The sequence below is a fragment of the Bacteroides salyersiae WAL 10018 = DSM 18765 = JCM 12988 genome (assembly GCF_000381365.1).
Classification (GTDB): Bacteria; Bacteroidota; Bacteroidia; order Bacteroidales; family Bacteroidaceae; genus Bacteroides; species Bacteroides salyersiae.
In genome coordinates this window covers 1,757,794-1,773,823 of record NZ_KB905466.1, presented here as the reverse complement: position 1 = coordinate 1,773,823, position 16,030 = coordinate 1,757,794, and the positions used below count along the sequence as shown (strand labels likewise).

The 16,030-nt window shown below is 38.8% G+C and carries 8 protein-coding genes; 4 read left to right on the top strand and 4 right to left on the bottom strand.

Annotation, left to right across the window (positions count from 1 at the left end; all coding sequences use genetic code 11):
• The 4 genes from HMPREF1532_RS06770 (at window position 1) to HMPREF1532_RS06755 (ending at window position 11,948) form a co-directional block, all read left to right on the top strand.
• Window positions 1–1,740 (top strand): SusD/RagB family nutrient-binding outer membrane lipoprotein, encoded by a 1,740-nt coding sequence (locus HMPREF1532_RS06770; RefSeq protein WP_005926734.1) that lies wholly within the window; start codon window positions 1–3, stop codon window positions 1,738–1,740.
• Window positions 1,741–1,764: 24 nt separating this feature from the next.
• Entirely contained in the window at window positions 1,765–3,618 is a 1,854-nt protein-coding gene (locus tag HMPREF1532_RS06765) for an Ig-like domain-containing protein (RefSeq protein ID WP_005926731.1), read from the top strand.
• A 69-nt stretch (window positions 3,619–3,687) separates the two neighbouring features.
• A complete protein-coding gene (locus HMPREF1532_RS06760) occupies window positions 3,688–7,434 on the top strand; it encodes an endo-beta-N-acetylglucosaminidase (protein WP_005926728.1) in 3,747 nt (1,248 codons plus the stop codon).
• 155 nt (window positions 7,435–7,589) lie between these two features.
• Complete coding sequence (locus tag HMPREF1532_RS06755; RefSeq protein ID WP_005926725.1) at window positions 7,590–11,948, top strand: exo-alpha-sialidase; 4,359 nt, start codon at window positions 7,590–7,592, stop codon at window positions 11,946–11,948.
• A gap of 206 nt (window positions 11,949–12,154) precedes the next feature.
• Here the strand turns inward: HMPREF1532_RS06755 and HMPREF1532_RS06750 are convergent, their stop codons facing one another.
• The 4 genes from HMPREF1532_RS06750 to proC all read right to left on the bottom strand — a co-directional run bounded on the left by HMPREF1532_RS06750 (window position 12,155) and on the right by proC (window position 15,735).
• Window positions 12,155–12,355: a DUF2007-related protein gene (locus tag HMPREF1532_RS06750; RefSeq protein WP_005926722.1), complete on the bottom strand. Its 201-nt coding sequence runs from the start codon at window positions 12,353–12,355 to the stop codon at window positions 12,155–12,157.
• Between the two features lie 285 nt (window positions 12,356–12,640).
• Complete coding sequence (locus HMPREF1532_RS06745; protein ID WP_005926719.1) at window positions 12,641–14,296, bottom strand: AMP-binding protein; 1,656 nt, start codon at window positions 14,294–14,296, stop codon at window positions 12,641–12,643.
• Window positions 14,297–14,304: 8 nt separating this feature from the next.
• A complete protein-coding gene (locus HMPREF1532_RS06740; protein ID WP_005926717.1) occupies window positions 14,305–14,859 on the bottom strand; it encodes a helix-turn-helix domain-containing protein in 555 nt (184 codons plus the stop codon).
• Window positions 14,860–14,961: 102 nt separating this feature from the next.
• On the bottom strand, window positions 14,962–15,735 hold the full coding sequence (gene proC / locus HMPREF1532_RS06735; protein ID WP_005926714.1) for a pyrroline-5-carboxylate reductase: 774 nt from the start codon (window positions 15,733–15,735) through the stop codon (window positions 14,962–14,964).
• Window positions 15,736–16,030: the final 295 nt, after the last annotated feature.

The window sequence follows — 16,030 nt, the reverse complement described above, 5'->3', positions numbered from 1 at the left end:
ATGAAAAAAATATATAAATCAATATTCTTTTATGGCTTATTGGCTACCACCTCTTTAATAATGGGAAGTTGTGGGGATGCGTTTGATTATCCGGATTGGCAAATTATTGATGATAAGCAGAGTGATACTTCAGGAGGTGATGGAATTGATATGGGAGATGTTTCTGATGAGGTATTGGAAGGAGAACTACGCCAAGCAATGGAATATGTGATTGATTTTAGAGAACATAAATATCAATATCAGCGTAATACCAATATAGATGTATTTGCAGGATATTGCACTGTTTCAAAAAGTAAATTCGACTTTGGCCAACCTCTATATCATACGTATGATTATCCGAATGGGTATTATGGTGGTCCTCTCGGTGAGAGTCAGAAATTATTTCCGCAACTTTATCACGCTTATTTTTTTGCAGAAAGTCATGGAAATCCAGAATGGAAAGCAATCGCTCAAATTTTGTATGCTTACAGTATGCATGAATTAGTTGATTTCTTTGGTGTGATTCCTTATAATGACTATCGAAAATTGAAAGAGACCAATCCACTTGAATATTTGTCTTGTGAGGATACATATAAGGCAATCTTTACTGACTTGGAAGAGGCGATTGCTACTTTGAAAGAAAAAAAAACGTCTGCTGAAATGTTGAAACGGGTAGAAGGTGAAAAAGAAGGGTATTCAAAAGGTGATTGGAAGAATTGGGTGAGGTTTGCCAATTCTATACGGCTGAGAATGGCATTGAATATGGTAAAAGTGAATCCGGGAGACGCACAGACTATTGCGGAAAGTGCTGCTAATGATGAAATAGGGTTGCTTACTGAAGATTTTGGATTGCCTACGGATAATGGTAGTACTTATCAACATCCTCTTCATAAAATTAGTGCCGAGTGGGAGGATTCTCGTTTAGGAGCTTCTTTAGAAAACATCATGAAACGTTATAATAATCCGTTGCTTGAAGTGTGGTTTTCTAAAAATGGAGCGGTTATTAATTCTAAAACATCTGGTAAAAAAACACTGGATGTTGCAAAAGAGTGTGTCGGTATGCGTCAAGGATGCTCTGTTGACCCGAGCCCGGCAGAGAACGGTTACAAGGCATTCTCTAAATTTCAAGTGAAATATATGCCGCGTAATTTCTTTAAAGTGACTGAGGTCCTTTTTCTTCTTTCTGAAGCTAAATTGAGAAATTGGAATGTCGGGGGTACCAGTGCTAAGGATTTTTATGAGCAAGGTATCAGAAAGGTTTTTGAAGAGAATGGGTTATCTGGTGCGGCTGATGCTTATTTGAAACAGACGGCTGCTAATACGAAAATAGTTTATAAAGATTATTATCAGCCTGAATTTAGTGAAACGGATCAAACCCGTGGTGTGCAAGTTGGGGTAAAATGGGATGAGGGGGACTCTGACGAAGTGAAATTAGAGAAGATTGTCACTCAAAAGTATATTGCTAATTTCCCACAGTCAGCTGAGGCATGGACTACATTCCGTCGTACAGGATATCCCAGACTGTTTCCTGTTGTAGAAGAAGTGAACGGAGTGCCCAGGAATTGGCCGGATAAATCATTTGATAATGAATTGCAGATACGGCGTATACCGTTTGGTGAAAGCACTTCGAATGAGCAAGTGAATATTCCTAATATTGAAGTTGCGCTTGGAGGAGATAATACCGCTGGTACTCGTGTTTGGTGGGATGTACCGACAGAAGGACGCGATGAAAATAATCGTATCATTCCAAAGAATTTTTAATAGCTAACTATTAATAAAAAAAATATGATAACTAAGAAATATGTATATTTTATCTTGACATTATTTACTGCCTGTCTAAGTTTGGTGGGTTGTAAAGATGATGATGTGGAATATGTTAAGATGTCTAAAACCGCAGTGACAGTATATCCAAATGAATCTTATCAATTTCAGGTACTTGCTGAAGGAGAAGATTTATTTCCGGGGACCGTTGTCTGGTCAATAAAAGATGAAACACCAGAAGAGGGCATACAAGGAAATGTCTTGACGATAGATGAGGCTGGTAAAGTAACGGGAGTTAATTATGGGCAGGCTGTTGTAAAGGCAACGCTTCAGGATGGACGTTATTTGCTGGCGATTGTGACAGTAGCAGAACGTATTGGTCCAACTGACCCGACTTTCTCGTTTGAACAAAGTAAATATTATATTAATCCGAGTACTATTTCAGATTCATTGGTTCTAACTATTGATCCGGATTTATTGAAACTCTATCCATTAGAATTTATATCTTCTGATGAGGCGGTTCTGTTAGTGGATGATGCAAGCAAATTGCAAGAAACTACTCAAGAGGGTACCTATAAAATAGGTATTCATCCACAAAATGTGCAACAAGAAGAACCTATAAAGATAACGGCTAAGTTAGGGGGAGCAGAAATAGAATGTGAAGTATATGTAAAAGTAAAATTGTATTTATCGTTAATGTCTTTTACAGGAGCTGATATTACAGAGATTGAACAGAGCAGTTATAAATTTACTATTAATAATGATGATAAGGGGAAAGACACGATTGTAGTATATTATAAAGCATATCCGGATGACCAGACGACTATTAATAGCATTGATTTTAAAGTAACGACTTCAGGTGAAGGGTTGGTCGTGAATAAACGTGGACTTAGTGAAGAGGCTCCTGGAGAATATTTTATTGTAGTTACTTCCGGAGGAGTGCCGGGGAATGCAGTTGTGACAGTGGAAGCGGAAGGGCGAAAAGTAACAGCAAGTTGTGAGATTTATGATAAGAACGACTATTATGTTGAATCTGTGACAATGCTTAATTCACAATATACAATAGAAGATGTTCTTTTCTATAATTTGTTTCCGGAAGTTGATGTAGCACCCTTTGGCATTACAGATTACTGGCCTATAAAGTGGTCTTCTTCTGATGAAAATATAGCAACGGTAGGCAGTGAAGGATTAGTTGTATTCCGCTCACCAGGGGAAGTGGATATTATTGCTACGTCAAGAGATAAGAGTGATAAATGCCATTTTATTGTTTTATTGAAGGTTACTTCTATTAGTTTTGTAGATGGAACTGCTTCTTATTATGCGGGTGAATCTTTCAAATTAGCTACTGAAGTAAAGGCTAATGTGAAAAATATTCCAGAAGATCGCTATACTTGGACTTCTTCTAATGAACAAGTCGCTACGGTGGATAATGAAGGAGTTGTAACTACTATTGCTGCAGGAAAGACTGCTATAGCAGTTTCAATAAAGGATGATAAAGGTAATACAGTGAAGGCGGAAAAGGAAATAACAGTGAAAGACGCCGGTATTATTGAAATTTATGATGTAACATTCGATGATAGATTCAGCTGGGAACGGCAAACAACAAAAGAACTTTTGATTTTTATTCCAGAAGAACTTGATCAAGGAGATTTCACAAATTATTTAATTTTCAATTTTGATCAGGACGTTAATTTGGAAGATGCACATACCTATACCATAGGTGCAGATTTGTCAGGTCAAGTCACGTATAGTTTGAATGATGAAACTGTAAGTTTATTGAGTGGTACATTGAAAGTGGAAAATGGGAAACTGGTCTTTAATTTGAAAGTTGGAATTGCTGGGAAACAGGCTACCATTAATGGTACTGTTAACTTGTAGAGCGTTTATATTTTCTGTTTAGTTCCGGAGTAGAAGTACTCCGGAATATAATCTAATTAATTTATATTTATGGGAAAAATCAGACATTATTATGTAGGGGCCTGCCTGTTAGTGAGTAGTGCGGCATTCGCCCAAGTTCCATCGCATTCGATGTATGTGAACGAAAGTAGTAAGAGTGTGCCTTTTTATGAAGCTTATTCTAATTGGCAACCGGGAACTCCTTTATTTTCAGATGCAGCAGCTGAAGATGAAGAATTCTTTATTTCTCGTGTGAAGCCTAAAGAACGTTTCACCAATTCGGCTACACAAGTTGATCCGGAAATGACTCCGGATAGAAAACTGATCTGGTGGTGTCCAATCGGTACTGCTGATGGTGGGGGGTGGAAATCACTTCCTTCTTACTTTTTTGATTCCGAAGTGTTTAGTATGTGGAGCTATGTGGATATTTATGGTAATTGGACTGCTCCTATGATTCGTATGGCCGGTGCTTTTACTGATATTTGCCATAAGAATGGCGTAAGAACATCGACGCTGGCTTCCGTGCCTTGGGCTTCAACAGTTACCGCTACTGATGGTGGCCATGGACAAACAATGAAAGCTATGATCGATGGTGGTGCAGATAAATTATTGAAATTTCTGCGTTATTATGGTATTGATGGAATAGGTTATAATTCAGAGTTTAGTATTGGTAGTGGTTTAAGTGCTGATGGATTGAAGACATTGTTGTCTCAGTGTTTTGCCAAGCGTGAAGCAGCAAAGTGGCCGTATTTTACGAATGCATGGTACTCTTTGATGACGAGCGGGGGAACCGTAGGGGGAGGTGATGCCCTTAGTTCTTCAAATCAAGATTGGTTCCACTGGAATGGAAATCCTACATCCGATGCATATTTTATGAATTATAACTGGGGTGCAAGTGGTTTGTCTACTTCTCAGAGTACAGCAAAAAGTTTTGCGGGACGTTCCTCTTATGATGTATATGGTGGTATGGACTTTCAAGGCAGATCTGTGGCCGATTGGATTGCTTTGAAGAATGCTGAAATATCTGTAGGTATTTGGGGAGCACACAATATGAATATGATTTTTGAAGGAAGAGGTGAGTTGGGATCTAGTCCGTTGACTAAACAAAAAACGTATCAGTTGATTAGTGAGAATGTATTTACAGGGTCTACTTATAATCCCGTAAATGATTTGAAAATCCAAAATATATTGAGACATTCTACCACTGCTACAGATTTCCATGGATTCTCTAAATTCATTACGGCACGTAGTGTATTAGCTTCCGATGATTTGGCTGCAGAGCCTTTTGTTACTTATTTTAATTTGGGTAACGGTACTTTCTTTAATGTGAAAGGTGAAACAACATTCAAAAATGAATGGTACAATATTGGTATGCAGGATTATTTACCTACATGGAGATGGTGGTTTACTGCCAATTTTATGGGAAGAGATGTGACAGATGTGCCGAGCAAAGGTTTGAAAGCAGAATTTACTTGGGACGATGCTTGGTTTGGTGGTTCTTGTCTTTCTATAGCAGGCCAAACAGATAGAGAATATCTTCATCTGTTTAAAACACAATATTCGCTGAAAAGTGGTGATGTGCTGACTATTCGTTATAAAGTTGTCAGCGGTACAGGTTCTGTAGCTGTTGCATGTTCTGCAGAAGGTAAGGAAGGTACAGAAGTTTCGGCTACTGTTGGAAATAATATTACTTCAAGCAAGGAATGGGTTGCAAAGACAATTAAAGTAGGTACGCTTCCCGGTACTTTGAGATTGAACAAAGAGACGCTTGCTATGCTCGGTTTAAGATTTGAAAAGACATCTGCGGATTTTAAAGTGTTGATTGGAGAAATTTCATTAACACGTTCTGATGCTCTAACTCCGAATCAGCCGATAATTACCAATCAGAAGTTGTTGGCTGCCAATTATAAGGGATTGGATTTCAAAGTGTTCTTTAAGATGAAAGATCGTGATGCTGCTCATCCGGAAGATCCTATTTATAATGAAGATGTCAATACTTGGTATTATAAGATTTATATCCAACAAGAAGGTGGTGAACCTGTTATGTGTACGGCTACTACTTCATGGGCTGCTTATGTAGTGAGTGCTCCGTTTGATGTAAATGGTGATAAAAAGGTTAAGTTAGGAGTATCGGCTGTTGCTTTGGACGGTAAGAGTGAATCAGAAATTGCATGGACAGGATGGTTGGATACACCGGATAATTCAACTGTAGAAGGTATTGAAATCGATAAACCGGTGATTAAGAGTGGTGAGACATTTGCGATTAAATATATTGATCCGACTCATGCACCGGCTGATAAGTGGGAAATTCTGAATGCGCAGACAGGTGTTGTTGTAAAAGACTTCCCGAGTTCTGTATCACTTGAAACAGCTCTTAGTGAAATTGGTATTTATGATCTTCGTATTACTTCTGGGGAAAACATAGAATTACATCAAGCCTTGATTCAGATTTCTTCTGAAGAAGTAGGGGCTATGCCGGAAATAAAAACGCTGACGGCCAATGACAGCGATAGTCCCATTTCGATAGAAAAGGGTGATAAGGTAACATATAAATATATCGGACGTAATGCAGATGGATATGTTTCGCGTGGCTTAAGATTAAATGAAATTGCTTTTGGAGTTCCAGCCGATCAATTGAATTTTAATAGCCAGTCTCCTTTTACCATTGCTTTTTGGTTCAAACCGGCTGTATTTAATCACATAAGCGATGGTACGCATCTTTTAAATATACGTGCTGCTGAAGATCGTTGGCCCGATAGCGATTGGGGATGGCTTTGGACTCATATCCAAGCTTCGGATAATAAGTTATCGTTTAATTTGAAGAAAAAAGAATCTGGAGCAGGTTCGGAAACTAAAATTATAGCAGAGGACTTTACTTTTGTTCCTAATCAATGGTATCATTTGGCAGTTGTTGTTGATTATCAAAATGGACGTAATGTATCGTTATATGTTAATGGTAAGCTGATTAATTCCGGAGGTGGTATAACGAATGTAAAGGACTGGAAGAATTCTTATACGATTATGGTAGGTGGTATTGCTGCCAATAGAGCAGGCTTTGATGGATATTTAGATGAATTCCAATTATATAATAAAGGGCTGACTGCTGAAGAAGTGAAAAAGTCAATGGAGCATCAAACTGTAATACCGGAGTCGTTGATTGGCTACTGGGATTTTGAAACTGAACCGAATGAGAATAATGAAATTCTCAGTACAGGAAGTAATAAGACTTTAAAAGGTTATATGACCGAAATTAAGACAGTTTCCCAGGGTGTGAACCAATATGTTCCGGTAGATATCACTTATGGAACAGGTGCACCATTTATTTCTGGTAGTATCTTTAAAGTTGAAACTAAACCATCTTGGAAATTAGAAGAGGCTCAAATTCAAGGTGATATTACAGGAACGGGTGAAGCCGGTAGTGTAGTAGCAGCTTATCCTTCAGAAGGTGAATTCAACGCTATTTTGACATTGGAGAACGGTTGGGGATCAGTATCCAAAACTTATCGTTCGGTAACAGTGACAGATGGTGGAGTCGGTTTTGCTGATAACGAATTGGAAATTGCTTATAATGCTTACCCGAATCCGTTTGTAGATGAATTGAATATTCGTTTTGCAAACGAGGGTACATACGCTATTGAAGTATTTGATGCTGCAGGAAAAATGATTGATGCAAAAGAAACTACGGTAGCCGATGGCGAAAATATCCATTTAAGTGTAAATGGTGCTGCTGGTATTTATTTTATTAATATAAAACAGGATACTAAGATTCTAAAAGCATTGAAAGTAATAAAGAAGTAATATTAGGTATTAACCTCAATATTATATCTATATTTTGATAGAAGGGGAGCTGTTATTGTTATATAATGTAAATAATAACATATAGCAGCTCCTTTTGTTTTATCGTTTTCTAAACGTATAATTTTTTTGTTAAACTAAAAAATCTATTATTGAAAATGAAACATTACATTTCTTTGATTTCTATTTTGGTTCTGATGAGTATTCTACCGCTTTGGGGACAATCGGGACAATCATTGGTACTGAATGGTACGGATCAATTAATGAAAATCGCTTCTCATGATGACTTTAACGTCTCGGCAGAGGAGAGTTTTACCGTTGCGTGTTGGGTCAAGGTAAATCGGTGGTTAGATGGTCAACGGTTCGTTGCAAAACGGAGTATGACCGGTACTCCCAAAAGTGGATATGAATTATGGGGGGGACAAAGTTCAAGTAAATTTTATGCGAATAATGCTCCAAATACTGCTGGGAATCATGATAATTCTATGAGTGTATGGTCTACAGAATCTGGCAGTTTGGATACTTGGGCGCATGTTGCTTTTGTAGTGGATAGAGTAAATGGAAAAATGTATCTATATCATAACGGAAAGCAGGTTGGAAATTCCGGTATAAAAGATATTGGCCCGTGGTATGTGGAAAATGACTATGATGTTACTGTAGGAACCGGACGAGCTTCTGCAATGGAATATGCATATTATTTGAAAGGTGAAATTGATAATCTCCGTTTTTGGAAAAGAGCGTTGTCATTGGAGGAAATCAATGCAGATAAGGTAGATGAAATGCCTGCATCGGAAGGATTGGTCGCTGCCTATGATTTTGAAAATATTGACGGATTGACTGTTCCGGATGTCAGTGGAAACGGGCACAACGGAGTACTTGTGAATTATCCGGTTGATGGTCCTTGTAAAGTAGCTTCAGCTTCTGTTGTGCAGGATTCTAATTTTACTGGGCGTGGTAATGAGGATGAAGTGGTGCTAAAGGCGGTGTTGGATATGGAAGGAACGGATCCGGTTCAGTGCAATAAACTTACCTTGAACATGGATGGAACTACAAATGTACAGGATGTGAAAAGCATTAAGGTGTATTCTACTGGAAATATAAATAGTTTTGATGCTCGCTATACTGCTGTTACCGCTACTTTATTAGGCAGTTGTAAGCCTGCTTCCGGAGAGATAAATTGTGAACTTACAGGTGAATTGACTTCGGGAACCAATTATTTATGGATTACATATGATATAGCTGATAATGCAACAGAAGGGAACAAAGTTGATGCAAATATAGTTTCTATCACTACTGCAGATGAAACATATGCTTTTACGGAAGGTTCAGTTGAAGGGGAACGTACTATCTTATTGAAGCGTAAACTGTTATTTGCACCTGGGGATGCCGGTTCAAAGAACTATAGAATTCCAGCGATTATTACTGCTGCAGATGGTTCTTTGGTTGTTGCAACAGACAAGCGTAAAAATAATCAAGGTGACTTGCCTGAAGATATTGACGTGGTTATAAGAAGAAGTGAGGATGGAGGTATCACATGGTCCGAACCGCAAACTATTGCTGAAGGAACAGGAGCACGTAGAGGATTTGGCGATGCCGGTTTAGTACATACGACGGAAGAAAATGGCCTTCTTTGTATTTTTGTAGGTGGTGAAGGTATTTTTAATAATTCATCTCCTTCGAATCCTACTCGTACTTATGTTTGTAAAAGTACGGATAATGGTAAAACTTGGAGCGCACCTCGTGATATCACTGAGCAGCTTTATGGAACGGCATGTACTGTTACCGAGAGACAGGGGTGGTATGCTTCTTTCTGTGCTTCGGGAAATGGATTATTGACAAAAAATGGACGGATTATGTTTGTAGCTGCTGTCCGTGAGAATTCAGCAAGCACTTTGTCTAATTTTGTTTACTATTCAGATGATAATGGAGAGACGTGGAATGTTTCCAAACGAGCTAAATTAGGCGGTGACGAATCTAAAGTTGTAGAGTTAAGTGATGGTACAATCCTAATGAGTATTCGTCGTCAGAGTAAAGGTCCCCGTTACTATACGAAATCGACTGATGGAGGTATTACATGGGGAGAAGTATCTGAGTGGACTGAAATGCTTGAACCGAATTGCAATGGTGATATAATTCGATATACTTCTGTTAATGATGGCTATGAGAAGAATCGTTTATTACACAGTATACCCAATGACGCTGCTAACAGACGGAATGTCTCAGTTTTTGTGAGTTATGATGAAGGGCAAACTTGGCCGGTTAAGAAGTCAATTTGTCCTACCGGATCGGCATATTCTTCATTGACAATTCTTCCTGACGGTACTATTGGAGCGTATGTAGAAGAAAATTATGATACAGATAATATGTCTCTCTATTTCAATAATTTTTCTTTATACTGGTTGACTGACGGCGCAGATATTTATTATGCAGCTGGAGAAACGGAAGTTGTTAAGTCTCCTACTTTTTCGGCTCCGGAAGGGGAATATGAAAATTCTGTAGCGATTGAATTGACTACTGTTACTGATGGAGCATCTATCTATTATACATTAGATGGGAACACTCCAAACGAACGATCTATTTTGTATGAAGGATTGATTACGATTGAAGAGACAACTACTGTGAAAGCAATTGCAGTAAAAGATGGTTTGGCTAACAGTGAGATTGCAACCGCTACATATACTATTACTCATCCGGGAGAGTATTGTATCTGGGATGAAGATGCTTATCCAAGAACAAATACGGATCGTGTTGTTCAGTCATTGAGTGTAAGTGGGGCTTCACAGGGTGGCATAGCTCAAGATTTTACTACAGTAGTGGCCGGAATAGGTGCTAAAACTCAAAGTAAAATAAATTTTGATAATACGGCAGATGTTTTAAATGCCACTATCGGTAATGAACTGTTCTTAACGGTTGCTGATTTTAATCTATATTGGACACATTATTACGTGTATGTGGATTATAATCAGAATGGTGTTTTTGAATCGAACGAGGTGGTGTCGTATACACATTATAGTGAAGATGATGGGACTTATCATGATAGTAAAGGAGATGTTGTTGATGCAGGAAAAGTACAGAGAGATCTTCCCAGTTTTATAATACCCGATAATGCTAAATTAGGGGAAACGCGTATTAGATTTAAAGCCGATTGGAACAGTTTGGATCCATGTGGAGATGCAAGTTTGGCTAGTAATAGAGGTACAATCTGTGACTTCACCATTAATATTCATGAGGCTGTGATGGGGGTTGTTTCTTTTGAACAAACAGAAGGAGCCACATTGCAAATAATGAATGGAGAAGAGGAAGTTACTAATGGTACTCGTTTGCCTTTAGGTACAGTCCTTTCAGTGAATGCTGAAGTAACTTCTGATGATTATATAATACGTGCAATTTTGGTGAATGGTGAAGAACTTGAAAGCAATACATTTGTGTTGGCAGAAGATGCCACTGTTTCATTGGATATTATAAAAGGTAAACTTGTAAATTATCAGGTGGAAGGAAATGGAATACTTTCTGTATCAGATAATTCATCAAATGAGATTGCGAGTGGAGCAATTGTGTACAAAGGGTCGGTTGTAGTAATAAAAGTGACTCCGGATGAGAATTATCATGTAGAGAGCGTTTTGATAAATGGTGATGACAAGACAGAGGAATGTGTATCTGATGCTGGCTATTCTTTGGTAGTAAATGAGCATTTGGATATTATTGCGAAATTTGCAATTGATTCTTATTCATTGAATTATTCTTGTAATGAAGAGTTTGGAAAGATGATTGTGCAAAAATCGAATGGAGATGATGTAATTTCCGGAGACTTAATACCTTATAATGAAAAGGTGACATTTACACTTCAACCGGCTGTTAGATGTTATGTTGCAAGTGTAATGATTGATGGTGAAGAAAAGATGGATGAGATATTAACTAATAAATCATTCTCACTGAATATTACAAAAGAGACTACTGTTCAAGTGGTATATGAAGCCGAGAAATATTCCTTGACTTTGGCAAACGATACGCCAAAGAAAGGTAAACTAATGGTTAAAAGACTAAGTGACGACATCGAATTGGAGGATCAGAGTGAAATTATTTATGATGAGGAATTGCTTATTGCTTGGTTGCCTGAAGAGGGTTGTGAATTGGCCGAATTATGGATAAAAGAAGGTGAAGATGATGAATATGATTTAATTGAGGCTGGGCTGCTGGAAGAATTAGGTGATAGTAAAGAATTTTCTTATCAAGTATTCGCAAATGTTGCTCTTCGTGCAGTATTCAGTGGTACGGTTTCTATTACTAATACGGAAATAGCTAATACGACGGTCTATACAAAAGATGGAAAATTAATTGTTAAAGATGGAAAAGTTGGTTGTGAAGTATTTGTCTATGATGTTTTAGGTCAGGTTGTGAAATCTTTCATCATTGAGAATGCGTTAGAAACAGTTCAACTGGGAACAACATCCTCTTTATATCTGGTCAAGATTGTTGATGGAGCAGATTGTATTGTAAAAAAAGTAGGTAATATGTAAATGTCTTTTTGATGATTGTGAAGAATATCTGCTAATACAGTTGGGGATAACTGTAGCAGATTCCTGATGATGCATTCAGTTAATCACTGCAGGGTAAATCTTGTAGTGATTTTCTTTTATAATAGCTTAGGAATATCCCTGTTCAGATGAATAAAGCCGGTTTTGATTTGGTAATCGAAACCGGCTTCAATGTAGGGTATGTGGGTTTATGAACCTTTTCTGTTGTTTATGACGCGCATAGCTGCGGTATAAAATTCGCAGGGTACGGATAATAAAATACTGTTAGTTCCTTTGTCTTTCATTGAAACTTCAATGTAGGCTGCATTGAGAAGGTTTTTTACGCTGGTTGCTTCCCACGGACTACCGGTGAAAACGTCTACTTGGGAAATTTTTCTACTTGTGATCATCTGTTTCTGGTTTTTGTTGTATTCTGTTTGCAAATATAGAGCATGTTTTCAAGTCCAATGACGAATATTCGTTCAATCTTTAGAAGAATTGTTGCAAACGTTAGCAATTTAGGATATGAATTGCTCCAAATTTGTCTTTTTCGGTGACTGTTGATATTATGAGAAAACAAATATCCTTAAAAAGGAACCGGTTGCAGAAATGTAGCGATTTTCATTGATTCAAAGCGCATGTCATTCTTGCAACCGGTTTCCTGATATTTGAAAAGTGAAGTTTAAGGTATACTTTTATTTTTCATCGTTTTTCCGGATTTCCACACGACGTATTTTACCACTGATTGTTTTCGGAAGTTCATCAACGAATTCAATGACACGTGGATATTTGTATGGTGCGGTCACTTTTTTCACATGGTTTTGAAGTTCCTTTATTAGGCCTTCCCCTGCTTGTGCTTTATATTCCTTGGACAAAACGATGGTGGCTTTTACTACTTGTCCACGAATTTCGTCGGGTACTCCGGTAATGGCACACTCCACAACAGCCGGATGGGTCATTAACGCACTTTCCACTTCGAACGGACCGATGCGATAGCCGGAACTTTTAATGACATCGTCGGCACGGCCTACAAACCATAGATAACCGTCCTCGTCTTTCCAGGCCACATCACCGGTATAATAAATACCGTTGTTCCACGCTTCATGGGTACGGGCAGCGTCACGATAATACTCCTTGAAAAGTCCTAATGGCTTTCCTCTGTTTGTACGGATAACGATTTGCCCTTGCTCGCCGGCTTCTACCGAACGTCCGTCGTGGTCGATCAGATCCACATCATATTGCGGGTTAGGGACTCCCATGCTTCCCGGTTTCGGTTCCATCCAAGGAAAAGTAGCTACGGTCAGTGTTGTTTCTGTCTGTCCGAATCCTTCCATTAGTTTGATGCCTGTCAGCTTCTTGAAAGTGTCGAATACGGCGGGATTCAGTGCTTCACCGGCAATTGTACAATATTGCAATGAAGAAAGATCGTATTTGGTCAGATCTTCATGAATAAGAAAGCGGAAGATGGTAGGTGGTGCACAGAGAGACGTGACGTGGTAATCTTGTATCTTTGTTAGGATGTCACCCGGGGTGAATTTTTCATGATCGTATACAAATATGTTAGCTCCGGCAATCCATTGTCCATATAACTTTCCCCATACGGCTTTCCCCCAACCTGTATCGGCTATGGTGAGGTGGAGACTTTTTGGGGTAAGGTTGTGCCAGAAACTACCTGTAACGATATGGCCTAACGGATAAGTAAAATCATGTGCTACCATTTTAGGCTCGCCGGTAGTGCCGGAAGTGAAATACATCAGTGAAATGTCATCGTTCGTATTCGGATGTTCAGGTTTTACGAACGGGGCTGCTCCTTGGATACCTTTATGGAAATCTTCAAATCCTTCAGGGATCTCGGGCCCTACGCTGACAAGTTTATGTACAGTCGGGCAATCGGGCATAGCTTCGATGATATGTTTGGTGATCACTTCTTCGCCGGCGGCAACGATCATTTTAATATCTGCGGCATTGCAGCGATATACGATATCTTTTTTAGTTAATAGGTGAGTTGCGGGGATTACCGTAGCTCCCAGTTTGTGTAACGCTATGATACTGAACCAAAATTCATACCGGCGTTTTAGAATCAACATTACCATATCGCCGCGTCCAATTCCCAATGACTGGAAATAAGAGGCCGTTATGTCTGTATAATGCTTCATATCGGCAAATGTGAACTGCACATGCTCGCCTTTATCGTTCGTCCACAGTAATGCAGACTTATTTGGCTCTTCGGCAGCCCAAGCATCTACTATATCATATCCGAAGTTAAAGTTTTCGGGTACGTTAATCTTAAGATTTTTGATAAAATCCTCCTGTGAGGAGAATGTTGTTTGTGATAAGAATCTTTCTACCATAATTAATATTACATGATGACGGCAAGGAAACGTACTGTTTTTCCATCGAGTGCTTTCATGCCGTGTGGGAGTTTTGAGTTGAAATAAAGACTGTCACCTTCGTTCAGTATCAGTTCTTTGCCTTCGATATTAATCAGCATACGTCCTTCAAGTACCAAGTTGAATTCTTGGCCGGTATGGCTGTTGTAATGTATCGGTTCGTTATCCGGTTTCGGTTCAACGGTTACGATGAACGGATCAGCGCTCCGATTGATAAATCCTGCTGCTAATGATTGGTATTTGTATGCTCTGGTACGTTCGATACTTGTTCCTTTCCCGGCGCGGGTTAAAAAATAACTGCTCATTTTGGGCTCTTCACCAAACATGAGTGCATCCAGGGCGATACCATACTTACGTGCTATCTTTTGCAGCATACTTACTGAAATATCATATTCTCCTGTTTCTGCCAAACGGTATTCTTCGGCAGAGATATCACAATCGCGGGCAATGTCTTCTGCTGTAAGTTCCAGTACATCACGCAATCCGCGTAGTCGTTCGGCTATTTGCTTAATTTTATCATCCATGTATTTAATGAATTAATGTGTAAATGTTAATAGTTTGTTGGGGTGTTTTCATGCTCGTAATAATTCTTAATGGAGTTTGAGTTCTCATTTTTATTCTTGGCATTATTTAGAGGCCTTCATTGCTTTTATTATTGCCGAGGTAAATCCGGCATGTTCCAATTCGTTGATACCTTTAATTGTGATTCCACCGGGTGTTGTCACTTTGTCGATCTCAACACTGGGATGCGTATCTTTGTTTAACAACAATTCAGCCCCGCCTATTAGTGTTTGTGCAACCATTTTCATACCGTCCTTAGGTGCGATTCCCATTTCGATACCTGCCTGCATGGCGGCCTGTACATATTTCAGCACATAGGCAATACCACATGAAGTCAGCGCAGTTGCTGCTGCTATTTTACTTTCCGATATCATCATGGTCAGTCCCATCTCGTCGAACATATCAGTTAATAATTTCTTTTGTTTATCTGAAGCATTGCGAGCGGCTATAAGAGTCATGCTGGCACGTTCGGCAATGGCGGTATTGGGAATAACACGGAAAATCGGCATTTCCGGCTCACCACAAAAATGCGCTAAATCGTCGAAACAAATACCGGCGGCTAAAGACACGAGTATCTGTGTGCGTTTCAAACGGAGTGGTTCGAGTACCTCCTCTATTAGCCAAGGTTTTACAGCAGCGATTACAATGTCGGCATTGCTTGCTGCATCCATATTGTTGTTCGTTGTTTTAATGTTGGGAAAGTCGGCTTTTAGTTTCTCCAATTTCCCATTCGTTGGGTTGGACACAACAATTTCATGTCCTTGAACCAAATATCCCTGGGCTAAACCGCGTGCAATGGCAGAGCCCATATTTCCTGCACCAATGATAGCTACTTTCATAATTTGATGTTATTTAGTACGTTGGAGACAAAGGTAAATGTAAAAAGTGAAAATTCGAATAATTGTGGCAGGTATTTTTCTTGTGGAAAATTGATTTTATGAATTTATATGCTAATTTTGTTCGGTAATTATAGGAATACCAGTGACTTATAAGATAAGAGTGTATGCTTTTCCTACATAAGAGTCTATACTTTATTTTGAGAGGTCGTTTCGTTTGAAAGGACAGTAGGAAGGTTGTTTTTCCGGATATAAAATAAATGCCGGTATAATCTCTGAATAGAAGACGATATACCGG